At 59.7% G+C, this 24909-nt stretch carries 19 protein-coding genes and 1 pseudogene; all 20 read left to right on the top strand.

Annotated elements, in window-relative coordinates; genetic code table 11:
• Positions 1-37 precede the first annotated feature (37 nt).
• The 20 genes and pseudogenes from HKK55_RS21060 (at position 38) to HKK55_RS20965 (ending at position 24855) form a co-directional block, all read left to right on the top strand.
• Complete coding sequence (locus HKK55_RS21060; RefSeq protein ID WP_169356429.1) at positions 38-7123, top strand: non-ribosomal peptide synthetase; 7086 nt, start codon at positions 38-40, stop codon at positions 7121-7123.
• A gap of 185 nt (positions 7124-7308) precedes the next feature.
• A complete protein-coding gene (locus tag HKK55_RS21055; protein ID WP_169356428.1) occupies positions 7309-7548 on the top strand; it encodes an acyl carrier protein in 240 nt (79 codons plus the stop codon).
• Positions 7549-7576: 28 nt separating this feature from the next.
• Positions 7577-8320, top strand: coding sequence for an SDR family NAD(P)-dependent oxidoreductase (locus HKK55_RS21050; RefSeq protein WP_169356427.1), 744 nt, complete (start codon positions 7577-7579; stop codon positions 8318-8320).
• Between the two features lie 10 nt (positions 8321-8330).
• The gene (locus HKK55_RS21045; RefSeq protein ID WP_169356426.1) at positions 8331-9611 is read left to right on the top strand and encodes a glutamate-5-semialdehyde dehydrogenase; all 1281 of its coding nucleotides are present in this window, start codon (positions 8331-8333) and stop codon (positions 9609-9611) included.
• On the top strand, positions 9599-9880 hold the full coding sequence (locus HKK55_RS21040; protein WP_169356425.1) for an acyl carrier protein: 282 nt from the start codon (positions 9599-9601) through the stop codon (positions 9878-9880). The genes HKK55_RS21045 and HKK55_RS21040 overlap by 13 nt, the downstream gene beginning before the upstream one ends.
• Complete coding sequence (locus HKK55_RS21035) at positions 9877-11214, top strand: TrpB-like pyridoxal phosphate-dependent enzyme (protein ID WP_169356424.1); 1338 nt, start codon at positions 9877-9879, stop codon at positions 11212-11214. Before HKK55_RS21040 ends, HKK55_RS21035 begins: the two co-directional genes overlap by 4 nt.
• Positions 11211-12335, top strand: coding sequence for an acyl carrier protein (locus HKK55_RS21030; protein WP_169356423.1), 1125 nt, complete (start codon positions 11211-11213; stop codon positions 12333-12335). The genes HKK55_RS21035 and HKK55_RS21030 overlap by 4 nt, the downstream gene beginning before the upstream one ends.
• Entirely contained in the window at positions 12310-13800 is a 1491-nt protein-coding gene (locus HKK55_RS21025) for a class I adenylate-forming enzyme family protein (RefSeq protein ID WP_169356422.1), read from the top strand. The genes HKK55_RS21030 and HKK55_RS21025 overlap by 26 nt, the downstream gene beginning before the upstream one ends.
• Entirely contained in the window at positions 13793-15064 is a 1272-nt protein-coding gene (locus HKK55_RS21020) for a hypothetical protein (protein ID WP_202020913.1), read from the top strand. Before HKK55_RS21025 ends, HKK55_RS21020 begins: the two co-directional genes overlap by 8 nt.
• Entirely contained in the window at positions 15061-15309 is a 249-nt protein-coding gene (locus tag HKK55_RS21015; RefSeq protein WP_169356421.1) for an acyl carrier protein, read from the top strand. Before HKK55_RS21020 ends, HKK55_RS21015 begins: the two co-directional genes overlap by 4 nt.
• Positions 15306-16478: an acyl-CoA dehydrogenase family protein gene (locus HKK55_RS21010; RefSeq protein ID WP_202020912.1), complete on the top strand. Its 1173-nt coding sequence runs from the start codon at positions 15306-15308 to the stop codon at positions 16476-16478. Before HKK55_RS21015 ends, HKK55_RS21010 begins: the two co-directional genes overlap by 4 nt.
• The gene (locus HKK55_RS21005; protein WP_202020911.1) at positions 16471-17556 is read left to right on the top strand and encodes an acyl-CoA dehydrogenase family protein; all 1086 of its coding nucleotides are present in this window, start codon (positions 16471-16473) and stop codon (positions 17554-17556) included. Before HKK55_RS21010 ends, HKK55_RS21005 begins: the two co-directional genes overlap by 8 nt.
• 26 nt (positions 17557-17582) lie before the next feature.
• On the top strand, positions 17583-18155 hold the full coding sequence (locus tag HKK55_RS21000) for a 4'-phosphopantetheinyl transferase superfamily protein (RefSeq protein WP_202020910.1): 573 nt from the start codon (positions 17583-17585) through the stop codon (positions 18153-18155).
• Positions 18149-18997 (top strand): hypothetical protein, encoded by an 849-nt coding sequence (locus HKK55_RS20995; protein ID WP_169356419.1) that lies wholly within the window; start codon positions 18149-18151, stop codon positions 18995-18997. Before HKK55_RS21000 ends, HKK55_RS20995 begins: the two co-directional genes overlap by 7 nt.
• The gene (locus tag HKK55_RS20990) at positions 18994-20523 is read left to right on the top strand and encodes an AMP-binding protein (RefSeq protein WP_169356418.1); all 1530 of its coding nucleotides are present in this window, start codon (positions 18994-18996) and stop codon (positions 20521-20523) included. The genes HKK55_RS20995 and HKK55_RS20990 overlap by 4 nt, the downstream gene beginning before the upstream one ends.
• A 90-nt stretch (positions 20524-20613) precedes the next feature.
• On the top strand, positions 20614-21075 hold the full coding sequence (locus HKK55_RS20985; RefSeq protein WP_169356417.1) for a ParB N-terminal domain-containing protein: 462 nt from the start codon (positions 20614-20616) through the stop codon (positions 21073-21075).
• 58 nt (positions 21076-21133) lie between these two features.
• On the top strand, positions 21134-22381 hold the full coding sequence (locus HKK55_RS20980) for an MFS transporter (RefSeq protein WP_169356416.1): 1248 nt from the start codon (positions 21134-21136) through the stop codon (positions 22379-22381).
• Positions 22381-23532 (top strand): annotated as a pseudogene (metC, locus tag HKK55_RS20975) (cystathionine beta-lyase); the annotation flags it as partial. The gene HKK55_RS20980 and the pseudogene metC, both read left to right, overlap by 1 nt.
• Positions 23533-23701: 169 nt before the next feature.
• Positions 23702-24169, top strand: a complete 468-nt coding sequence (locus HKK55_RS20970) for an FAD/FMN-containing dehydrogenase (RefSeq protein ID WP_169356414.1) — start codon at positions 23702-23704, stop codon at positions 24167-24169.
• A complete protein-coding gene (locus HKK55_RS20965; RefSeq protein WP_169356413.1) occupies positions 24166-24855 on the top strand; it encodes an energy-coupling factor ABC transporter permease in 690 nt (229 codons plus the stop codon). Before HKK55_RS20970 ends, HKK55_RS20965 begins: the two co-directional genes overlap by 4 nt.
• Positions 24856-24909 lie beyond the last annotated feature (54 nt).

Here is a 24909-nt window from a genome sequence, read left to right as displayed (position 1 = left end):
CAGCAACAGGGATGGTCAACAAATCGAGGGTAATATCATGGAAGATTGGTCAGCACCGCTGACGGAATCCCAGTTGGGGTTGGTCGTCGTACAAAAATCTATACCGGTGCCTCATCTTTACAATATCTTGATTGAGTTGTCGCTTGCTTCGACGGTAACTACGTACGCAGTTAAGTATGCTCTTACTAGTTTGATTGAAGTTCAGCCTGCGCTCAGGCTGGCGTTCCGCGATTTACAAGCGTTACTTGTCAGCCCTCTATCCATTGCCGACCTCCCATTGCGCGAAATCGTTGCGCAAGACGCTTTTGAGTCGACGGTAGACGCAGAGCTGGAGGTGTTGGCCAAGACCTCGTTTCAACTGGACCAGGCGCCGTTATTGCGGGCTACCCATGTTGTGGCTGCCGACGGCCAGCGTTCGTCGTTATTGCTGGTGATTCACCACGCCGTATTTGACGGAGCGTCTATAGAGCCTTTGATCCGTGATTTCAGTTCGGCCCTTGCAGGCAATCTCGATACCCACACGTTGCGTCATGCAAGGGAGGCAGCGCTTCAGCGTGAACTCGCCGCCCAGTTCCGCGCCGCGAATGAAGCCCGTGTAGAAGATGCCGCTCGTACCCTTGGTGCACGCCTGCAGGAAGCACCGACAACTGTTCTTTTTCCTCGCCCAGGCCGCCCTCTCGTCACTTCATTCTCGGGGCAGCGTCGCCGAATTGAGCTCAGTCATGAGCTCAACGCAGGCATCGACCGAACGCTGAGTGAGTTGGGTGTCACGCCGTTTACCTTCTTTGCCGGTATTTTTGCTGCGACGCTCGGGCGTCATGCCGACGTCCCAGTGGTGACTTTTGGTGTGCCCCTCGCGGCTCGTCGGACGCTCGCTTCGTATGATCTGTGCGGATTCTTTGTCAATACCCTTCCGTTTATCGCCCAGGTTCCCTGGCAGGTCGGTTTCGACGAGTATTTGCGATCGACGATCAGCACCGAGGTCGATCAGCTCAAGCGTTCGGTGGCCGTTCCGTTCACCCGGGTGGTTCGCTACTGTTCACCCAACCGCGACAGCAATCGCAACCCGCTGTTCTCGAGCATGCTCGCCATGCAGGACTCGACAGCCGTCGCGCCCGACGGTCCGGTGCAATCGGTACGTGAGCATGGCACGGGCACTGCAAAGTTTGATCTATGGCTAGGTGTCACGCCGACGTCAGACGGCTGGCTACTGGAGTTGGAGCACGACACCACGTTGTTGCCCCAGCAAGTTGCCGACGGTATCCATGGTTCGATCCTGGACGCGCTGAATGCGGTGGTCCGTGATCCTGGCGTTGCCTTGGCCAACCTGTTTGCCGACTCCTCGCTGGATGACAGTGTTAGGAGCGACGGCTATTGGCATGAGCCTGCCGTCGGCGATCTCTATACCTGGTTGCAGACCAGCGCGGTGCGTCACGCAGATCGGGTAGCGGTTGAGGAGGACGGCTCGGTTCTGACCTATCGCGATCTGTATCAGCGTGTCGATGAGGCAGCCGCAGGGTTGTATGAGCGAAATGTACGGGGCGGCGACGTGGTCGGCCTGACGACCGTGACACTCATTGACACGATCATTGCCATGCTCGCGGTGCTGAAGCTTCGTGCTGTGTTCCTGCCATTGGACTTGAGCCTTCCCGCTGAGCGTCTTTCGTATATGACCGACAAGGCACATTGTCGGATTGCCGTGGGTGTGGGTGACCCGGGTATTACGGTATTCGAGCTTGGAGAGTTGCAGGGTGCGCTGAATCCACCCACGGGAGCGCGCAGGCCGGAAGACGGTGTTTACGTCATGTTTACTTCAGGCTCGACGGGTAAACCCAAGGGCGTGTTGATGCATAACGTGCCGTTGGTGAACCTGACCGCCTGGCAGCTGGATGCATTGAGCATTGATGAGCACAGCCGGTTTCTTCAGTACGCGCCGCTGGGCTTTGATGTGTCGTTCCAGGAGATTGTGCCGACACTGGTGGCGGGCGGTGCGGTGGTGTCCAGAGGGGGCATTGATCGAAGAGATTTTCCGGGTATCGCGCACCATGTACGCCAGGGCGACCTGACGCATGTCTATCTGCCGGTGGCGGCACTTCGGTCTTTTGTGCAGGCAGCTGCAGACTTCGACCTGACTGCGCTGAGGTATCTGTGCGTTTCCGGTGAGCAACTGATTGTCGATGAGAACACCCAGGCATTCTTTGAACGTCACCCGGACGTGCAGTTGGTCAATCTCTATGGGCCGACGGAAACCCATGCTGTCACCACTCACCGGCTGGCTGCGACCGATATTCCGTGGCCGGCCTATGTGCCCATCGGGCTGCCATTGACTGGGGTGACTGCTCAGGTGATTGATCGTACCGGGCACTTGGCGCCCAGAGGGGTGGTCGGTGAACTGCTGCTGGGCGGGCGTTGCCCGGCCAGCGGGTATATCAATGACTTGGAACGCACCGCTGAGCGTTTTATCGACGATCCGTATGTGCCAGGTGCTATCCGCTACCGCACGGGCGACCAGGTCTTGCGTGATGAGAAGGGGTGGTTGGTTTTCCTCGGTCGCAACGATCATCAGATCAAAATTCGTGGGTTTCGCGTGGAACCTGGTGAAATCGAAGGCGCTTTGCTCAAGCATCCTGCTGTCACTGAAGCGACGGTATTGGCGGTTGGGGAGGGGCAGAGCCGGCGTCTGATCGCGTATGTGGTGGCGGAGCCGGGTGATCTACTGGCCGCGGAGCTGTTTGCACATCTTATTGCCCGGGTGCCGGATTATATGGTGCCGTCCGCATTCGTGCGCCTTGATGCACTTCCGTTGACCGGTAACGGCAAAGTCGATCAGAAGTTACTGCCGGCGCCCGAGGACGATGCGTTTGTACGTCAGGTCTATGCTGCGCCGGAAGGTGAGATCGAGTGCCGCCTGGCAGCGATTTGGAGCGAATTGTTAGGACTGGAGCGTATCAGTCGTCACGACAACTTCTTTGAGCTGGGTGGGCATTCGCTGCTCGGCATGCAACTGGTCAGCCGCGTTACGGACCTGGGGGCAGAGTTACCGCTGGCGTCGCTCTTTACGTCGCCCACGCTTGTCGGGCTGGCTGAAGAAGTCCTGCAACACCAGGTACAAGGAGGCACTTCGTTATTACCGATTGAACCCCTTGTGCGTAACGGGCTGTTGCCGTTGTCATTCGCTCAGCAACGTTTGTGGCTGCTGGCGCAGTTCGACGGCGGGAGTGACGCCTACCACATCCCGATGGCCTGGTACTTCAAAGGTTCGCTCAACGTTGAGGCGTTGCGCCAATCGCTCAATACCCTGTTTGAGCGGCATGAGGTATTACGGTCGGTATTTGTCACGCGTGACGGCCAGCCCTGGGTCAATCTGCTGCCTCCAGCGCACGGTTTGCCGCTGATCGAACAGGATCTGCGCAATGTGTCTGATCCGCAAGCCGAGTTGGATAGCATGAGCGCGACAGAAGCACGCCTTTCGTTCAACCTGGCTCAAGGCCCACTGGTGCGCGCTCGCCTGATCCGTTTGAGCGACGAGGTATCCGTATTCTTGCTGACCCAACATCACATCGTCTCGGACGGTTGGTCGTTTGGGGTGTTGCTGCCCGAGCTTCGCACGCTCTATGCAGCGATTCTGGAGCGTCGGCCGCATGGCCTGGCGCCGCTGACGATTCAGTACGCCGATTACGCGGCGTGGCAGCGCCAATGGTTATCGAATGAACGTCTTCAAGTGCAAGGCGATTACTGGCGCACGGCCCTGACCGGCATGCCGACGATGCTCGATTTGCCAACCGATCGTCCACGTCCCGCCCAACAATCGTTTGTCGGGGCCCAGGTGCCGATCCACTTTGATCGGACCTTTACCCAAGCGCTCGGCACGCTGAGCAGCAAACACGGCGTTACGTTATTCATGACCGTGCTGGCTGCCTGGGCGGCAGTGCTATCAAGGCTCTCGGGGCAGGATGACTTGGTGATCGGAACGCCGACGGCCAACCGCAGGCACCAGGACGTCGAATCGCTCATTGGCTTTTTCGTCAATATGCTCACGTTGCGTGTTGATCTGTCCGGCGCGCCGGATACAGGTGAATTGCTTAAGCGTGTACGCGATAGGGTACTGGGTGCCCAAGGGCATCAAGATTTGCCTTTCGAGCAGGTGGTCGAGATCGCGCAGCCGCCACGCCGTTCGGATCACACGCCGCTGTTCCAGGTGATTTTCGTCTGGGAAAACACTGACGTGAGCCAATGGAGCCTGCCTGGCCTGGAGGTTTCACCTGCCAAGCAAGCTTATGACACCGTTAAGTTCGATCTCGAATTGAGCCTAGCGCTGGTGGACGGGGAGATCGTCGGAACGCTGGATTACTCAACCGCGCTGTTCGATCGCGAAACGATTGAACGCCACGCAGGTTATTTGCAGTCGATACTGCAGGCCATGGCGCTGGATACGCCACGTGCTGTCGCGACGGTGGATATTCTGGCGCCCGCCGAGCGCGAGCTGCTGCTCGATACATGGAATCAACATACGATCGAGTACCCCGAAAATGCGTGTGTTCATCGTCTGTTTGAGCAGCAGGTCGAACTGCGGCCACACGCAGTCGCGCTGATCTACGAAGGTCAGCAAACCTCCTATGCCGAACTGAACGCCCGAGCCAACCGACTTGCCCATCAACTCATCGCGCTGGGCGTCAAGCCTGACGCGCGGGTGGCGATCTGCATGAAGCGATCGCCTGCGTTGCTGGTTGGCCTGTTGGCCGTGCTCAAGGCAGGGGGAGCGTACGTCCCCCTGGATCCCGACTATCCGTCGGAGCGGTTGGTGGACATTTTGCAGGATTGCTCGCCCGTTGCCTTGCTGACCGATTCGGCCGGTCGGGATGTCCTGGGTGAAACGGCCCTGACCACGAATATTGTGCTCGATCCGAATGTGCTGCCCGACTTGCCCGAGACCAATGTGCGGGTGCCCGGTCTGACCTCCCGGCACCTGGCCTATGTTATTTACACCTCGGGCTCCACTGGTAAACCCAAAGGCGTCATGGTCGAACACCGTAACCTGATCAGCCAGGCGGCGGCATTGCAGCATCGTTATGACGTCACGGAGCAAGATCGGTTGCTGCTGTTTGCATCGATCTCGTTCGACATGTCCGTGGAAGATATTTTCGTTGCTCTTACCTGCGGGGCGTCACTGGTTCTGCGCACAGACCAGTGGCTGAACTCCGAGTACGACTTCGCGGCGCAGTGTGCTGTCAATAAGGTCACGTACCTCAACATACCCAGCGCTTTTTTCATTCGGCTGGCCATTGCTCAACCTGAAATTGATCTGCCGGCCACCCTGCGCCAGATCGTCTTTGGTGGTGAGGCCTCATACCCTCCAGCCTTGCAAGCCTGGTTTAGCCGTAAAGGGCATCGTCCGGCGTTGTTCAATGCCTATGGGCCAACTGAAACGACGGTCAATGCGACCCTGCTGAAGGTGTTTCCCGACAATGTCATGCACTCCATCGGTCGACCGATTGCCAACACCCGCACGTATGTCTTGACTGCGGACGGCCAGCCGGTGCCTTTGGGCACCGCGGGTGAGCTATACATTGGCGGGGCCTGCGTGGCACGGGGCTACCTGAATCGTCAGGAACTGACGGCCCAAGTCTTCGTCGATGATCCGTTCAGTGCGGTCCCTGGTGCGCGGATGTACAAGACTGGCGACCTGGCCCGTTATCTGCCGGATGCCAGCTTGGTATTCCTTGGGCGTAACGATCACCAAGTCAAGATCCGCGGTTTCCGTATTGAACTGGGGGAGATTGAAGCACGCCTGGCCGAGCACCCACAGGTGCTCGAAACCTCAGTGATTGCAGTAGGTGATGGCGCCGACAGGCGACTGGTGGCTTATGTGGTGGCCGAGCCCGCCGAATCACTGGCCGGCACCTTGCGGGCGCATCTTGCCACACGGTTGCCGGAGTATATGGTGCCTGCGGCCTTTGTCAGGCTGAACGCGCTGCCACTGACGCCTAACGGCAAGATCGACCGCAAGGCGCTACCCGTACCAGACGACGATGCTTTCGCCCGTCAGGTTTATGAAGCGCCGCAGGGAGAGGTCGAAGTGGCACTCGCGGGGGTATGGGCGCAGTTGCTCAAACTGGACAAGGTCAGCCGCCATGACAACTTTTTCGCATTGGGCGGTCATTCACTGCTCGCCGTGCAAATGATCAGCCAGTTGGCCGGCCTGGGCTATTCGCTGTCGCTCAACGAGTTGTTCCAGTACTCCGTACTGAGCCACCTGGCACCACAGATTGCCCGAGGCTCGATTCCCGGAGCCCAATCGGGCAGCGTGGTGGTACGTGCGGAAGGGGATGAACCGGCGATTTTCTTTGTTCCAAGTGGCTTGGGCGATTACTCGTACAGCTTTTCGCTGGCGCCTCATATCGCTGCCAATCACCCGATATATGCGCTGCCTTGGCCGCCCGCCGCGCAGGCTGAACTGCAAACGATCGAGTCGATGGCCACCACGATGGCTGCTTTCATGCAGGCCATCCAGCCCACCGGACCGTACCGGGTCATCGGTTATTCAGCCGGGGGTGTGCTGGCCTATGCCATCGCAGCGGTTCTGTCGGACTTGGGCCATGAGGTCGACTTTCTGGGCATTATCGATGGAGCGCCGCCAAGCCTGGAAGCGACTGGCCAACCTGTGCAGAACACGTTTTTCGAGGATATCGCCGCGCGCTCGACCCTTGCACAACGGGAAGCCGTTGAGTGTTTACAACAGCAAGTCGCAACAGTCGGTTTTACGCAACTGATTGAGGCCGCCCAAAAATTGGGTCTTTACCCCCGAGGGTTGGACCCAAGCCTTGAGCGAGTGCGTTGGGAGCAGGTCCGAGGTTTTGAACGCAACGTGGATAAATATCTTATTGGTGTGCCGCCGGTAAAAATTCATTTGTTCCGCGCCCAGGAGCTCTCTCCTTATGCGATCTCTACGATAGAACATGGCAGCGCCCATTCAACCTTAGGTTGGGGGCAAGTCGTCGATCACTCCTTGTTGGAATGTATTGCCGCTCCAGGTGACCATTATTCAATGCTGGAAGATGCATCTAATCGAAAAAAATTAGGTGGCTTAATTGATAAGTCTCTCGCGGGTGTGCAAGTAACGTAATACGAAGTTGGTTAACCCAACAGGTAACGTTTAGTTATTAAACTCTGATGGTGGGCGCAAGCCTGTCGGCGTTCGAGTGCGGAAGAAAAATAAATAAAACAATAATGCTTCAATTACCAAGTCGTTGTTTTTTTCTATTTGCATTGGGAACTCATTTATGTTGCTACGTGTTGGGGGGGGAATTGATGGGCTCGACCAATCGAAAACTTGATGCCGATGTAACAGCGGCTATCCGCAAGGCTGTCGGCAGGGACTTCACAAATGACTCGCGGCTTGTAGAGCTGGGTATCGACTCTTTGGCAGCCGTTCGCCTGATCCTGACCCTGATTCCGGAGAGCGACAGCGAAATTGATCTCAGTGATCTGGTCGACTTGCGGACCGTCGGCCAGTTTCGTCATTGGATCGAACAGCAGGTGGCGCTTTGAGCCGCCTCCCGGGTGGCGGAGGCAGGCCATGACTGAACTACGGATTGCTGTGGTGAGTGGGGGCACGCGAGGCATTGGCCTGACGCTCAGCAGGCGATTGATCAGCCTGGGTTATCGAGTCATCGCGCTTTATCAGGGCGATGCCGACGCTGCGCGGCAGGCCGAGATGCAATGGGGCGACGCCCTGGTCGCGATACAGGTCAATGTCTCCGATCCGGACGCGGTTCGTGCCGTGGCTGACCAGATCATCACCCGGTATGGGGTGCCACAGGTCTTGGTCAACAACGCGGGAGTCAACCGGGATAGGCCGTTTCTAGAGCTGACGGATGAGGACTGGAGCCATGTCATCGGGGTCAACCTGTCCGGACCTTTCTATCTGACGCGGGCATTTGCCCCGGCGATGCTCGAGGCCGGGCGCGGCTCGGTGGTGAACATTGGGGCAACTACGGGAATTCGCCCACGCCTGGATGGGGCTAATTACTGCGCAAGCAAGGCGGGTTTGTTGCATTTGACCAAATGCCTCGCCCTCGAGTTGGCCCCGGTGATCCGGGTCAACTGCCTCATACCGGGCATGACCGATACCGAAGAGTTACGTACTCGGTTCCACCTCGATGACCGCGACAAGCTGGCGGAGGTGCTGGCGCAGATTCCACAAAGGCGCCTCGGTTCTACCGAGGATATCGCAGCCGCCCTGGAGTTTCTGATTGGCGCGCAAAGCAGTTATCTCACGGGACAAAAGTTGATCGTCGATGGCGGCCAATTCATGTGGTAAGGAGAACCTGATGGTTGAGCAACTGCTAAGCAACGCAAGACATGCCTTTGAAACATCCCCCCCTGTAGGCGATCCGGCCTATGCCCGCTACTGCCAAGTGTTGTCCAGCTTGCTCACGCAAGAGTGGGCGTCGGTTCTGCAGGCCAATGCCCATGACCTCAAGGAGGCCGAGCGACGAGGCTTGCCATCGGTACTGGTAGAACGGCTGCGCATGGGCGAGAGCCAACTGCGCCACCTGGTTGCGCTGACCGAGAAAGTGGCGCGCGAACTGCCGGCTGCGACGGTGTCCACGCAATGGGTGAACGTCGATGACTGGGGAACCTTACGTCGTGTGCCCAAACCCTTGGGCGTGGTGTTCATGGTGTATGAGGCCCGCCCGACGGTGACGGTCGAGGGTGCACTGATTCCAGTGGTGGTAGGCAACGCTGTGTTGCTGCGCGGAGGGAAGGAGATGGCGGCGACCGACGCGGCGTTGGCGGACATCATCCACCGTGCCCTGCTTGAGGCGGGTTTGCCGGCATCCATGGTGACGATCGTCTCCGATCCGGATCGCTCGGTCCTGCGTGAATTGCTCAAGCGCCATGACGCCATCGATGTATTGATACCTCGAGGCAGCCCGTCGCTGATCGAGCATTGCCGTTCGGTGAGCTCGATCCCGGTCATCGCCAGTGGTGGCGGGGTCAATCATATCTACGTTCACCACAGTGCCGACCTGAAACTGGCCGCGGCGATTGCGCTGGACAGCAAACTTGCGGAGCCGACAGCGTGTAATACGGTGGAATTGATGTTGGTGGATGCGCAAGTCGCTGACGCCTTCGTTGAGCAACTGATTAAGGCGGGTACGGCGGCAGAGGGCCCGATCACACTTCGATTGGGGACCGGGTTGCAAGCGCACGGCAGGGCCAACGTCAGCGTGCAGGCCCTTGGTGAACACGATCTGGGGCGTGAGTTTCTCGACGCGACACTCGGTGTGCTGCCGGTGTCCGGACTCGACGAAGCAGTGGCCCATATTCGTCGGTACGGTTCAAAACACACCGAAGGCATCATCAGCAACGAGGTGGCGGTCATTGACCAATTTGTGGCCCTGATCGATGCGGCGGCGGTGGTCATCAACGGCTCCCTGCGCCTGCACGATGGTCCGACGCTGGAGCTCGGTTCGGAAATATCCATCAGCACCGGCCGTTTGCACGTGCGTGGTTCGGTGACCCTTACCGCATTGCTGACCTATAGCTGGGTAGTCGACGCCAAAGGCGCCTTGCGCGCAGACAGGAGTACATCATGTCCGTTCTGAAGCTGGATCGTGGCCGCGTCGCGCAGGCCGTCAAAAAAGTTGTCATTGCCGAGTCGCGCCTGGCGATCAGTCCCGACCAGGTCGCGGATGACGAGCCGCTCAATGGTGCATTGCTCAGGATCAACTCGCTGGGGTTCGTCGGCATGCTGATCCAACTGGAGGAGCAGTTGGACGTCACGCTGAGCGACGACCTGTTCGTAGGCCGGTCCTTCACCACGGTGGCTGATCTTGTGGACGTTATCCAAAACCATTCGGAGGTCAGCGCATGAGTATTCAGGTTCCTGCGCAGTGGCGTAGTGCGTTGCCCTATCTTGACGAACGCTTGCCCGAAGACCGCACGCCCCAGACGAGAGCGGGGGGCTCGGTACAGGTCAATCTACCGATGGAACTGGCGCGCCAGAGCATCCAGCAGAAAGAGTTCTGGGATATCCCCGCACCGGTACAGGAGGCCTACCGGTCCTTTCGCCCGACGCCTCTGTGGCGCGCCAGTCGGTTCGAACAGGCGATCGGTTCAAGGGTGCCGATCTGGGTCAAATATGAAGGTGAAAATATCTCCGGCAGCCACAAGCTTAATACGGCGCTGGCGCAGGCTTACTACTACCACAAAGCCGGCGTGCGCGAGCTGGTAACCGGTACGGGCGCAGGACAATGGGGAACCGCGCTGGCTGCGGCGTGTTCGCTATTCGGGATGCGGTGCACGATTTTTATGGTCGGCACCAGCCTGGAGCGCAAGCCCTATCGGGGAGTCCTGATGCGCTTGCTGGGAGCCGAGGTGCATGCCAGCCCCACCACGCTTACCGACGTTGCTCGGCAGTCGGGAGGCCAGGGTAATAGTCTTTCACTCGCCATCGGTGAAGCGGTCGAATATGCCGCGCGTACCAGCGGGGCGGCTTTCTGCATCGGCAGTGGTGAAAACTACAGCATTCTGCACCAGTCGGTGATCGGTCTCGAGGCAGCCGAACAGTTGGCCGAGCACGAAGCCGAGGTCGATGCGGTCATCGGCTGCGTGGGTGCGGGATCGAATTTTGGCGGCCTGGCGCTACCGTTCTACACCGAGGCCAAAGCGTCGGGGGGCACCATGCCACGGTTGGTCGCGGCCGAGTCCAGTAGCACGCCCAAACTGACCAAGGGCGTCTACGCCTATGACAAAACTGACGCCACGGGTACGTCTCCGCTTGAGGCGATGTACACCATTGGCAGTGACTATTCGATTCCTGACTCGCACTCTGCCGGTTTGCGTTACCACGGTGCGGCGAAACTTATTTCTGCACTTCGACACCAGGGGTATGTTGACGCCGTGGCGGTAGACCAGGTGACGGCATTGGAGTGCGGTCGAGTCTTCACCCAGACCCAGACGGTGCTGCCGGCACCGGAGTCCTGCCATGCACTGGCGGCTGCAGCTCGGTTGGCCACCAGCGGCGCCGGTGATCTGCGTGCCGAGCGTGGAATCCTGGTGTGTGTCAGCGGGCATGGTTATCTGGACCTGGGCGCCTACCAACAACTGCTCGACGGTACGCTGCGTGACCAGGCACCGAGTCCGGCAGCCTTGTTGGCGGCGGTTTCGGGATTGGCCCCGGTGGATAGCCCGGCGAGGCAGTCATGATCGGCGTCGGTGCTGAGCAACTCGATTGCATGCAGGTCAACCTGGCATTGCTCGCCGAGCGCCATCATGGCGTGCAGCGTTCGTTGGCGTTGGGTGCGGTGCTGCGATTCGAACCCCGGGAGGGTGACGGTGGGCTGCCGACGATCGAGCCCCTTCAGCAGGACTACTTGAACGCCGCCGAGCGTTGGTTGGGGCTACGTGTCGTCGAATGTCGAGACGTTGGCTCGGCGTCGGAACTGCTTGCGTTGTGTGACAAGCACGGTTGCCTGTATGTGGTCGCCGATGCCTTCCATCTGCACTGGGTGCCTTACTTCGGCCACAAGCACATGGAGCACAGTTTTCTCCTCGAGGTCCGGGATGAGGACGTCCTGATCTCGGACGGTTACCACAACGACACCCAGTGGGGACCAGCACGCCCCGGTACCTGGTCGTTATCGGCAGAGCAGTTGGCCGAGGCATTACCCGAGGGCGCCCGCGCTTTTGCGCTGGCTCCCCAGGTACTCCCGGATGACGCGTTGCCTGAACCACTGGTTCTGGTAGCGGACCCACAATGTGTCAGCGCCTACCTGCGGGCCTATCGTGAACACCCCGATCAGGTAGAAGCCCTGGAGCGACTGACGCTGGAAACCTGGCTGATGGCGCGATCCCGCCAGTTGCATGCGGCGTTGCACCATCAGGTGGGTGCAACGGATGGCGAGGCGATTGCTGAGCACCTCACTCAGTGGCGGCTGCTAGTCGAGCATACCTACCTGGCGTACCGCCGTAGTCTGCGTGGCAATAGCGCACCCTCGGTGGTCTTCGAACGCCTCGCTGAGTTGCTGGTCGGGGATGTCCGGGTATTTGCCGTGGCCACCTTGCGTGACCGGATTGCCGACGTTGTGGCACAGGTCCTGGATGTCGCCAGGGCCGACATTCTTGCCGGCACGCCTTTTCCCTCGTTTGCCACGTTCAGCTCGTTCCGAGTCGTGGAGATTGTCGAGTGTCTTGAGGATCGATTGGGGGTGCTGTTCGACCCCGACGATCTGGTACCGGAGAACCTGCACTGTATCGACGACTTATGCCGTATAGCGGCGCGCCAGCCAGAGGAGAGCTTGAATGAACCTGTTGCACAACTTGATTGATGCTGCGGCACAGCGCTGGCCGGACCGGTTGGCGGTGTCGACCAAGACCGCGTCCTTTACTCACCTTGAGTTGGCGACTGCCAGCCGACTGACCGCCGACTGGCTACTGCACCTGGGGTTGCGTCGTGGGCAACGGCTAGTCGTGGTCGGGCCTACCGATGTGTCGGTGCCTGTGCTCATCTACGCGACATCCCGAATGGGCGCGACGTTCTCATTGCTGCATGAGCAAACCCGCGGTGAAGCGCTGGCACACGTGCTTGATGATGCCGAGCCTGCACTGTTGATTGCGGCTGAGGAGGCGGCGTTGGAATTGGCTCGCCAGCGTGGCATCCCGGCCGTGAGTTTTCAGGCCCTGCGCCAGCAGATGCTCGTCGCCCCGGATCTGGCGTACTCGACCACGCCGACAGCGGGTATCTCGGTCGATCCGTTGTGCCTGATTTACACCTCCGGCACCACGGCGCGTCCCAAAGCGGTGGTCAGTACCCATGAACAGGCGCTTTTTGCGATCCACGCCATCCAGAAGGTACTGGCCTACCAGACCGAAGACGTCGTGTATTGCCCGCTCCCTCTTTCGTTCGACTACGGCATGTATCAGGTCTTTCTCGGTGCTCTCAGCGGGGCGCATGTTCGGCTTGGTCTGCCAGCAGAGGTTGGGCCTTCCATACTGACCAACCTGATCGAAGCGAAGGCGACCATTCTCGCCTCGGTGCCGGCGGTTGCCGAAAACCTGGCCCGACTGCTGCGCCGAAGTTCTGCGGTGATTCCCTCGTCGCTCAGGTTGCTGACCAATACGGGAGCGGCCATGCCGGCCGAGCCGCTGGTCACGTTGCGTGAGGCGATCCCGGGCTTGCGGGTTCAACTGATGTTCGGCCTGACCGAGTGCAAGCGGGCAGCGATCATGCCACCGGATGCCGATCTTGAACGGCCGGGTGCCTGCGGCCTCGCGTTGCCCGGAACGGAGCTGTTTGTCGTGGACAGCGCCGGCAATCGATTGCCGCCTGGTGAAGTGGGCGAGCTTGTGGTGCGTGGCCCGAATGTGATGGCGGGTTATTGGCGTTGCCCCGAACTCACTGCGCAGCGTTTTCATCGTCAGGACGGGCTCTTCCCGCAACTGCGTACCGGTGATCAAGGCTGGCAGGATAAGGACGGTTACGTCTACTTCGCCGGTCGTGACGATGACATTTACAAAGAGCGCGGATTTCGCGTCAGCACCATTGAGGTTGAGGCCGCGGTGAGACGCCTGGCCGGCGTTGAGGCCGCAGTGGTACTGCCGCCTCACGGCGGCCAGCCGGCGTTGTTGGTGGTGGTCGGTGACCTGAGCCCAGAAGACGTGAAGCTGATGCTGCGCGAGGAAATCGAGGAGTTCAAGATTCCACAGCGTTGTGTGGTGCTGGACGAATTGCCGTTGACCAACAACGGAAAAATCAACCGTAAAGCGCTTCGTGAGGAGGTCGCAAATGTCTAGTGCATTGGCGGACCCCGTCAGCGAAGCCGCAAGCGTGGCGGTCGACGCCGCAATGAGGCTCGGGGTCCAGACCCCAGCGTATTTGTATGACCTGGATGAAGTGAAGGCCAACTGCGAGCGATTGCGCTCGGCCTTGCCTCGGCTCAACGGTATCTATTACTCGCTTAAGGCCAACCCGCATCCGGCGATACTTGCGACAGTTCGTAGCCAGGGCGCGCTGCCGGAGGTGTGCTCTGTCGGTGAGTTGGACCAGGCACTTGCGGCCGGATGGCCGGCAAGCGAGGTGCTTTATACCGGCCCGGGTAAACGCGACGAGGATGTGGCTTACGCGTTGAAGATCGGGGTGCGTGAGTTTTCCGTCGACTCGGGGATGGCGCTGGATCAACTGAATCGATTGGCCGAACACGCAGATGTCGATGTCCGCAGTCTGTTGCGCATCAACGATGATCAGCCGGTTGCGGGCCAGGGTTTGACGATGACGGGCGTTCCCTCGCAATTCGGTGCGGACCTGGAGTGGGTGCTCGCCGAGCCGCAGCGATTTGCTAATCGCAAGCGCGTACGCGTCAGCGGATTGCATCTGTACATGGGGACCAACCTGACAAATGTGCACGACTTGCTCGGGCAGTTCGCACACTCACTCGCCACGACGGCGCGTCTGACAGAGGTACTCGCCGGTCAGGGCGTGCAGATCGAGACCCTTGATCTAGGAGGCGGTTTCGGTGCGCCTTTCGCTCAGAAAGGGCAAGCCATCAATCTGGAGGGATTGCACGAGGGCCTCGCGACGCTTTTCGATGAGCATTTCAGGACATGGCGCGAAGGCTCGCCGCACATTGTTTTTGAGTCTGGCCGTTATCTGGTGGGCACTGCGGGCACCTTGCTGACGCGGGTGCTCGATGTCAAAAAATCCCATGGCAAGGATGTTGTAGTCCTGGATTCGGGCATCAATCACCTGGGAGGCATGTCCGGGTTGCGCCGGCTTCCGCCGCTCAACCCCTATCTCGTCGGGCAGCAGCAAGAAGGGCCGACGACCCCGTTCATTGTCACCGGGCCGCTCTGCACACCGCTGGACAGTTGGTCCAGGAACGCCCAGTTGCCAGCCCTGAGCAGTGGCGACGTGCTGAGCGTGCCGAACGTCGGTGCTTACGGTCTGTACGCCAGTCTTATTGCCTTCCTTGGGCACCCGGCACCGACTGAGGTCGTCGTTGATGGCGGTCGCGTCACCCACCTTTCCCAACTGGAATTGATTCGCAAGGAATACTTATGAACGCTGATTTCGTAACACTGCTGACGCCGTTTCTTCCTCTGCTGCGCAATCAAGCTCTCACCCCGGATATGCGGTTACGGGAGCTGGGATTGGACTCGATGAAGTCCATTGATCTGCTCTTCGGTATCGAGGATGTGTTCGCGATCACCCTGGCGGATGAAGACCTCAACGATCATACCTTTGCGACCGCAGGGAATCTGTGGAACGCGATCTCGGTCGCGCTCAGCGCAAGAGTTGTCTCGTGACTACGTTGTTGCTGTCACGACCCGAATTGGCCGACTTGGTCAAGCAAGTGGCGAGGATCACCGCCGAGCATGCCGAGCGCACTGACCTCGATGCGGTATTCCCGACTCAAGCGCTGCAGGCACTGCGGGAGACCGGGCTTCTGGGGTTGCTGGTCCCTGAGGAGTTTGGTGGGTTGGGCGGAACCATTGCGGACGTGCTCCGGGTGACGACCCAACTGGGACGTGAAGACATGTCTGTTGCCATGATTTTCGCCATGCATTGCCAGCAGGTAGCTGCGATCACCCGTTATGCCGCCGGTGAGTTACGTAGCGAATTATTGCCGCAGATTGCCCAGGGGCGCTGCTATCTGGCATCGGTGACCACCGAAGTCGGTACTGGTGGGAACTTGCTCGGTGCGGTGTCCCGGCTCGGCATCGCCAACGATAATCTGATCCTTGACCGTTTTGCGCCCATCGTCACGGGCGGGCTCCACGCCGACGGTTACCTGATTACGATGCAAGACCCTCACGCCGAGTCGGCTCATCAAGTGTCGCTGGTCTACGCCCGTCGTGATCAGATCGAGGTCACACCGGCCGGCACCTGGCAGCCGCTGGGCATGCGCGCCAGCGACAGTGGGCCTTTGCATCTGCGGGGTGAGTTGCCTGCCCATCAAGTAATTGGCCAGCACGGCTGCTTCCGCGAGATTGTGTCCTCGATCTTCGGCCCGATAGCGCATTTGGGGTGGTCTGCCGCCTGGCTCGGTACCGCCAGCGGTGCTCTGTCCCGAGTGATCGGCGTGCTCCGCGACAGCCGGGCACGAGGCTCGGCGAAGTTGGATTCCGAGTTGCTGCTGACCCGCCTGGCTACTGCACGACAGCGGCTTGAGGTGGTGCACGCGCTGCTCTGGCGTTGCGCTGAGGTGGTGGACACCGAGCCGGACCTGAGTCGCCCGCGAATACAACTGCTGATCAATGGCCTCAAAGTCACCGCATCGGAGCAATGTCATGCGGTGATAGAAGACCTCATTTCCCTTATCGGCATGCAGCACGGTTATCTGCGTGGGTCACCGACCCATCTGGAACGGGCACTGCGGGATCTGCGTTCGGCGGCCTTGAACTATAACAACGACCGGCTGCGTCTGGCTGACGGCAAGCTGGCTCTGCTGGACCCCGAGGTGCGCTTTGACTGACTTGACTATGACCCCGCCCTGCACCGGAGCAGGGCGTAGGATCTGGGCCGAGTTGGGTGCCAGCGGGGAGATCGCGGGTGTCTATCGTGACGGCAGGCCGGAGCGTGGCGTAGACCCGGACAAGCTACGTATCTTACTGGGGTCGTTGGACGCTCGCGATGACGCGGGCATTGTGCTCAGTGCTTGTGTTCAGTTAGCCAGTTCGTTGCCGTTACTCGCCGAAATGGCACCTGATTCGCCAGCAACTGCTGCAACGTTGGCGGGTACTGCAATCACCGCCTGGGCGGCGACCGACGTTGGTGCGGGCTCCGATCTTACCGCGCTCGCCACCACGGCGACGGTGGTTGATGACCGGGTCGTGGTCAGCGGCGAGAAGCGCTGGATCACTAATGCCACCACGGCGCACTGGTTGTTAGTCCTGGCACGGCGCCGTGAAGGCCCTCACTTCACCAACTTCAGTTGGGTGTTGATTCCGGTCGATACGCCTGGCGTATCGGTCGAGCCGGTTGACAGCGCGCTCTTTCCCAATGCAGGGGTCGGCCATATTCGGCTTGAGGCGGTTTCGTTGCCCCTGAGCGCAGTGATTGGCGGAGCAGGGCGAGGCTTGCCGCTGTTCGCCCGGCACATTGCGGTCGAGCGACTGGCCAGCGGCTTATGGGCTTCAGCCATGTGCCATCGTGCGTTGTGTGCGACCAAAGCCTGGCTCACGGCACGTGGTGATATCTGGCAGCAGAACGGCGTGCGTGAGCGATTTGCACGGGCGCTGGTACAAGCCCGCCAGCTCGATGCACTGGCCAGCGCGGTCGCTCGACGTATTGCCGTCGAGCATGATCACGCGGCTGCGGCACTGCTCAAGGCGTCCGCCGGGATTACCGTCAATCAGGTACTTGAAACCTGTGCCCATCTGTACGGAGCCCAGGGTTTTGCCAACGATGGCATGCAACGGTTGCGGACCGAGGCCGCGATATTCGCCATCGCGGGAGGCTCAACGGAAATTGTCCTGGGCAGCGTTGCCGATCAGGCCGATAGCCTGCTCCAGGCGCTCTCACCGCTTGAATCGCGAGAGAAGTGCCGATGAGCGTGCAGATTGCTCCGGCGACCTGGGTGGACTTCGGTCGAGATGTTGAGCAAAGCACTCACCCGGCGGACTTGGGCCAGGCATCGGGGCTGCCCCAGTGGCGTCGCTCGGAAATGCTCACCGCCCGAGGTTTGCTGCGGGCACTTCTGGCTGAGGTCGCACCGGCGTGTGCCGATGCTGAACTGGTTCCCGGTGCGAATGGCAAGCCGGTCCTCGTGGGATGGCCGCAGGTGGGAGTCAGTTGGTCCCATGACAGCGATGCCGTTGCTGTCGCTGTCAGTATGGGGCGGCAGGTGGGGGTTGATATTCAGCTGCCTGTGGCACAACCGGACGAGCGCATGGTGCGTCGTTGTCTACGCGATCGGGCAGCAGAATTACTGTCACTGCCGGCGGCCGAACAGGCCCTGGAGTTCGCATGGGTGTGGTCTGTGCAGGAAGCCTGCGTCAAGTGCGACGGCAGTGGCATATCGGGGCGTCCCTGGGCCATCGACGTTCCCTTGAGGCCGCAGGGAGGGACGTGGCGAGCGATCTCCTGGACCACGCTGCGTCACCACACTGAGTTACCCATCAGTTGCGCATTAGGAGAGGCATTATGCTGAGCTGTTATACGACCAACCTCATCGGTCATTTGCGCAGGGACACGCCGGGTATTGAAGGCGAGTTTGCGCAGGCCATCAATTTGTCGGTGCGCACCGACCTTGAGGACGGTGCCCTGGCATTTACTCAACATCGTCGAGTGGGACCTTTGCTCGGCTATAGCACTTCGGATACCTGGGAGACGGCGCGAAAAGGCTTGCTGGAGGAGTTCGAGCGAAACAACGATGTGATCGTCGTGGCGAGCACCCGCAACTTGCCCTGGAGCCCGACGTATGGCGTCGAAGACGTGCCGCACTGGATTCGCTTGTCCGAGCGGCGCGGTAATCAATGGCGGGTGATTGACGAGTTCAGCGCCGTACTGCCTCAAGGTGAGCAGCACCCCTACGATGGCTGGGTCAACGACGAGGAGCTGGCGAAGATGCTCACGCCTTTACCCCAGCTGACCTGCGAGCTACGTAATCGTGATGTACATGCCCTCGGCGATACTTCCAATGTTCCTGCACCGGATTGCTATCGCTGGCTGGCGCGGGGTGTTGATGATCGCGCGGATCATGGCGGGCAATGGGTCGAGGGCGCGGCAGCCTTGCGTTATCTGGCTGAACGATTCGCGCAAGACCCCGATCTGTTGCGTCGCCATGCCCAGGACCTCTGGGCCGCCAGTCGCCATTATCAATACCGCTTCGCCCAGGACGCGAGCGTCAGTGCGGCGTGGGGCGAGCTGCCACGGACGTTGAGTTTTGCGCTTCAGTCCGCAGACCGGGGACGTCCGCGCCCGGCGCTGATCACCCATGCATTTGAGCACATCGTTTCTTCAACGCTGACTAAGGAGGGAGCCTCTCAATGAACAAGGCAAGGACGTTATACGATTGGTTCTCATCGGCAGTTGCCCGTCATGGCTCTGTGAATGCCTTGGAGGTTGACGACCATTACTTGACCTATGACGAACTTGCAGCACGTGTCGAGTCCATGGCCAGGATGCTCGTCCAGGCGGCGGGAGGACAGGTGCCACGCCGGGTCGGCCTGTTGGCGGCCCGAAGCCTGGCAACCTACGTGGGGTATCTCGCGATTCAGCGCCTGGGCAGTACTGCAGTGCCTCTGAATCCCGCCTTCCCGGATGCGCGCAACGTCACTATTGCCGAGGCTGCGCGGCTTGATCTGGTGTTGAGCGAATCCGAGGGCATCGAAGGCTTGTCAATGCCTCTGGTGCCTCTGGTCGGGGTACGCGACAGTGAGTTGCAGTTTGCGCCAAATGCGGTTGGCCCAGATGACCTGGCCTATATCTTGTTCACCTCGGGTTCGACGGGCACTCCCAAGGGTGTACCGATCAACCATATGAATGTGAGTGCCTATCTCGACTACGTGATCGCGCGTTATGAGCTGGGGCCTGGTGCTCGGTTGTCGCAGATGTTCGACACGACGTTCGACGTGTCGGTGTTTGATATGTTCGCCGCTTGGGGCAGTGGCGCCACGCTGGTGGTGCCGACGCGCAACGAGGTATTGGCGCCGGTGCGTTTTGTGACGGCTCGTCAAATCACCCACTGGTGTTCGGTGCCGTCGGTGATTTCCTTCGCGCGCAGGCTGCGTGCGTTGCGCCCTGGTGCGATGCCCAGCCTGCGCCTGAGCCTGTTCGTGGGGGAGCCGTTAACGTTGCAACAGGCGCAAGCCTGGCAATTAGCGGCACCCAATGCCGTGGTGGAAAATTTTTACGGTCCGACCGAGCTGACGATCACCTGCGCCGAATATCGTTTGCCTGCGCACCAGGACGATTGGCCCCGCACGGCGAACGGCACGGTCCCGATCGGCACGGTTTATCCGCATATGGAGCATGTCATCGTCAGCGCCTCGGGCGAACCGGCAACCGAGGGTGAGTTATGCATGCGCGGTCCTCAGCGTTTCCCGGGCTACCTGGACCCCAGGGACAATGTCCGGCGCTTTTTCGATCTAAGCACGGGTATTGCGGTTCCCTACGATGGTCAAACACCGCTGACGCCTCAGCATTGGTATCGCACGGGGGATCGGGTGACTGACGTCCAGGGGGGTCTGGTGCATCAGGGGCGTCTGGATGAACAGATCAAAGTCAAGGGCTACCGAGTGGAACTGGGGGAGATCGAGGCGGTGCTGCGCGAACACGACGGGATTATCGACGCGGTTGTGCTCGCCGTTCCCGGTGCTGACACCGAGATTGACCTGGAAGCTGTTTACACAGGGAAACCTATCGATACGGCAGCATTGTTGAACGTATTACGGCTGAAACTGCCGTCATATATGGTTCCGCGAAGGGTGACGTTTCTCACGCACTTCCCGTTGAACGTGAACGGCAAAATCGACCGTCGCGCCATCGCCTCGCTCTTGGCACAAGAGGTGGCTTAATGCCTATGGTCTTTCAGCTTTTTATCCGTCCTGTGTGTGCCCGTGCTGGCACTCCTGGCGACGTTCTACAGGATGATGGAGGAACGGAGAATGACTGATGCAGGGTGTGCCAAGACAGTGATGGCTCATGATCGAATGGTCTTGCTGGCGCCACAACAACTGTTACCGACCGAAGAGTTCATCGAAGAGCGTGTGCTGCAGGTGAGCCGCGACATCATTCGGGAGGGGTTCTGGCTGGAGCCTATTTTGGTTGAGCGCACGTCTCTGGTGATCATGGATGGTCATCATCGCAGGGAATTCGCGAAGCGCCACTCGCTGCTGTGGGTGCCTTGTCTTTTGCTCGATTATTCACAAGTCGAACTGGGATCGTGGCGGGCGGGTCTCGACATTTGCCCTGAAGATGTGATTGCCCGGGGCTTGCAGCGTCGGCCATATCCGGCAAAGACGACCCGCCATGTCGTGCATGCTGAAGTGAGTCGTCGCTGCAGGTATGCGCTATCGGAACTGGTGCTTGACCCCGCTGCTGTCGATCAACAGCATGTTTCAAGCTAGCAATCAAAATAACGCAGAATAAAAGACTCTACGTGACATAGAGCAGAGGGAGATTGCCTTGACCACGATCATCAAACCCACCAAAACCATTGAGGAGGTCAGTTCAAGAAACACCGGCGTCCTCGTGATATTTACCGCGTTGACCAACTTGGCCGATGGTGTGACCAAAGTGGCTCTGCCGTTGATGGCCACGATGCTCACGGCCTCACCGGCGTTGGTTGCGGGGGTATCGGTGACACTCACATTGCCCTGGTTGCTTGTCGCTTTGCATGTGGGGGTGTTGGTTGACCGCGCCGATCGACGTGTGCTGCTCTGGATCGCGGATATCACCCGACTTGTTGTGGTCGCCGCCCTGTTGGCGATGGTGCTGACTGAGGGCGTGACGTTGCCGTTGCTCTATATCGGCGGCCTGACACTTGGGATCGCAGAGGTGGTGGCACAGACCGCAGCGTCGGCGTTGATTCCTGATGCTGTCGCGCGCCCGGGCAGAGAGCGTGCCAACGCCTGGGTGGCGGGGGCCGAGACCGTCTGTAACGAGTTCTGTGGGCCTCTGATCGGCGGCATTCTTGTGGCAGGTAGTACTGCAGTTGCCCTGGGTGTGGTGTTTGGCGGTTACGTGGCAGGCATTCTGGTGCTGCTCTTGCTGGTGGGCAAGTTCCGCGTAGAACCCGTCTGGAGCGCCAAGCCGGTTTCAGTGCATGAGCAAATCGTCGAGGGACTCAAATGTCTGTGGAATGAAAAACTCCTGCGACTCATGGCCTTGTCGCTCAGCGTGTTGTGTGCCTGTTGGGGCGCCTGGCTGGCACTGATGCCGCTGTTCGCGACAACCGCTATGGGGCTTGATGCCAAGGGCTATGGGATCATGCTCAGTGCCCTCGGTGTCGGTGGCTTGATGGGGGCGGTGAGTACCACAACCCTCAATCGACTGTTTGGGCGCCGTAACGTGATGCTCGCCGATCTAATCGGTACCTTTGCCATGGTGGCGATTCCAGTCGTAACGACCAATCTTTGGGCAGTCAGTGCCGGTGCATTTTTTGGCGGGCTGGGCGGCACGTTATGGACGGTCAACTCTCGAACCATCAGCCAGCATCTGGTACCCGGCAGCATGCTCGGCCGCTATAGCGCGGCCTCACGGCTGTTCAGCTGGGGCGCGATGCCGATCGGTGCGGCACTTGTTGGCGTACTGGCCGAGTTCTTTGGCATACGTATCGCGTTCGCGGTCTTTGCCGTTTGCACGGCGCTGCTCATAATTCCGTTCATCATGGTGGTGACGCCCGCTAGGCTCAATGCCGTGATGCACCACTGATGAAAACCCGCCTGATTCATGCGGGGCGCAATCAGCAGGCCTCCGGACCGCACGGGGTTAGCGTTCCCGTGACGCGACTGAGCACAGTATTGTTCGATGATATTGAGCAGATGCGCGATGCGCAGGACCGCCGGGACGATGAGCGAGTCTTGAGTTACGGGGCGCGTGGTAATCCCACCGCGTTCGCCCTGGAGGACCTGGTCACGGAGCTTGAAGGGGGCTATCGCAGCAAATTGTTTGTGACGGGGATGGCCGCGATTGCCCAAGTCTTCCTGGCCTATTTGCGACCAGGCGAGCATGTACTGATCACTGAAGGGGTCTACTCGCCGGTTCGACGTCTGGCCCGCGAGTTCCTCCAGCCATTCGGTATTGAGGTCGATTATTATCCTGCCGATGGCCACGGCTTGGCATCGATGATCAAGCCCACTACACGGATGATCTATGCCGAAACGCCGAGCTCGCTGCTCTACGAAATTGTTGATCTGCCCGCCATTGCTCGTCTCTGCAAAACCCGCAGCATTTTGCTGGCGGTCGACAGCACCTGGGGGGGCGGCTATCTCTATCAGCCTTTGTCGCTGGGGGCCGATATTTCGATCATGGCGCTAAGCAAGTACCTCAGTGGGCACAGCGATACGATGATGGGCAGCGTGTGCACGACTGAGGCCGCCTTCATGCCGCTTTCGCGTATGAGCGACACGTTCGGGAGCACAGTCAGCCCCGACGATGCATGGTTGATATTAAGGGGCGCACGTACGCTGGCCTGCCGCCTTGAAACCCACGGGCGCCAGGCGTTGGAGGTTGCACAGTGGCTGGAGGACCGGGTGGAAGTGGCCCGTGTCTATTATCCCGCACTGGCCACGCACGTTGGGCATGAACTGTGGTTACGCGACTTCCAAGGTTGCAATGGATTGCTTACGTTTGAGTTTGCAACGGCCAGTCTTCACCAGGTGCATACTTTTGTAGAAGCTCTGCAGTTGTTCGGTCTGGGCGCCTCATGGGGTGGTTTCGAAAGCCTGGTCTGCCCGGTCAACCTGTCTGAGCGCAGTACCCGCTACCCGACAGGAGGCAATCTTCTGCGTTTGCACATTGGGTTGGAAGCTGTTCACTCATTGATCGCCGATCTTGACCGGGGTTTCCGGGCATTGTGCTGACGCAGATGCGCCGGCGTCGTGCGTATGTTTTCGCGCGCAGGCAGGCGGATGATCAATCTACTTCTCAAATGATGGAAGGTAACTGCTGGGTGATGACGGCTCACTGGAGTCATCAACCGGTCGGTGTAGACTGACCACGGGGCGTTTATCCCGGAATGAGGAGTGTGCAGTGAAGTATTGGGTGGCGCTGTTCTTGAGCCTTTTGCCCCTGTGGGTTCAGGCCGTCGAAGTAGGGGAGCGGCTCGCCCCCTGGACCTTGCTGGATCAGTTTGACCAAGCCTATACCCTGGATGATCAGGTGCAAGTCTTGTTGGTGGCCCGCAGCATGGACGCCGCCAAACAGGTGGACGTGGCGTTGCAAGGCCAGCCCAAAGGCTATCTGGAAGCACGCCATGCGGTGTTTATCGCCGATATCCAGCGCATGCCCCGGCTGATCGCCAGGCTGTTCGCCGTACCGGCCATGCAGGCCTACAACTACCGGGTCATGCTCGATCGTGATGCACGGATTTCCCCGCGTTATCCAGCACCTGTGGATAAAGTGCTGTGGCTGCAACTGGACAACGGCAAGCTGGTGGCTCGTCACGAATATGACTCCGCGACGCAACTTCGCCAAGCCCTGGAGCAGGTGCAGCCGTGATCAGCGCTGCGGTGCTGGCGCCGGAAACCCTCAGCATCGGCTGGCTGCTCTATGCGCCGGTGGTGATGTGGGCAATTCTGCGCTCGCCCTGGGTTGAGCTGTTTGCCGACCGACGGCGTCAGCATTTGCTGTTTGGCACGGTGTTCGCGTTGTTCATGTTGTGGTTGGTGCGCCGGGATTTCGATACCGGTGTGTCTTACCACTTTATCGGCATGACCGCGGTGACCCTCTTGCTCGACTGGCCCCTGGCAATTGTCGGCGGGTTGATCGCCCAGCTTGGTTTGGTGTTGCTCGGTCGCCAGGACTTGGCAGCGGTGGGCGTCAACGGCATGCTTTTGGTCTTGTTGCCGGTGCTGATCACTGAAGTCTGTGCGCTGCTGGTGGAGCGGACGAAACCGCGTAATCCCTTTGTGTACATCTTCTGCTCCGGTTTCTTTGCTGCGGGGCTCTCGGCGTTGCTGTGCCTGTTGGCGGGGCTGGGACTGCTGTGGTTTGACGGCCGCTTCGTGATGCCGGAGTGGTTGGAGGATTTCGTCGGCTACTTGTGGCTGATCATCTTTCCCGAAGCTTTTATCAATGGGATGGTCATCAGCGCTTTGGTGGTGTTTTGCCCGGAGTGGCTGGAGACGTTCAACCGCACCCGATACCTTTCAGCGCCCTGGAAGGACGACGACTCTCGCCCTTGATCCAGGTCAAATCCTGCACGGCCTGGCGGTCCCATGCTCTGGGAAATTTCCAGG

It is taken from the genome of Pseudomonas sp. ADAK18, from assembly GCF_012935695.1.
In the GTDB taxonomy this organism is placed as follows: Bacteria; Pseudomonadota; Gammaproteobacteria; order Pseudomonadales; family Pseudomonadaceae; genus Aquipseudomonas.
The sequence above is the reverse complement of the archived record's forward strand: the minus strand, read 5'-3'. Positions and strand labels throughout refer to the sequence as shown.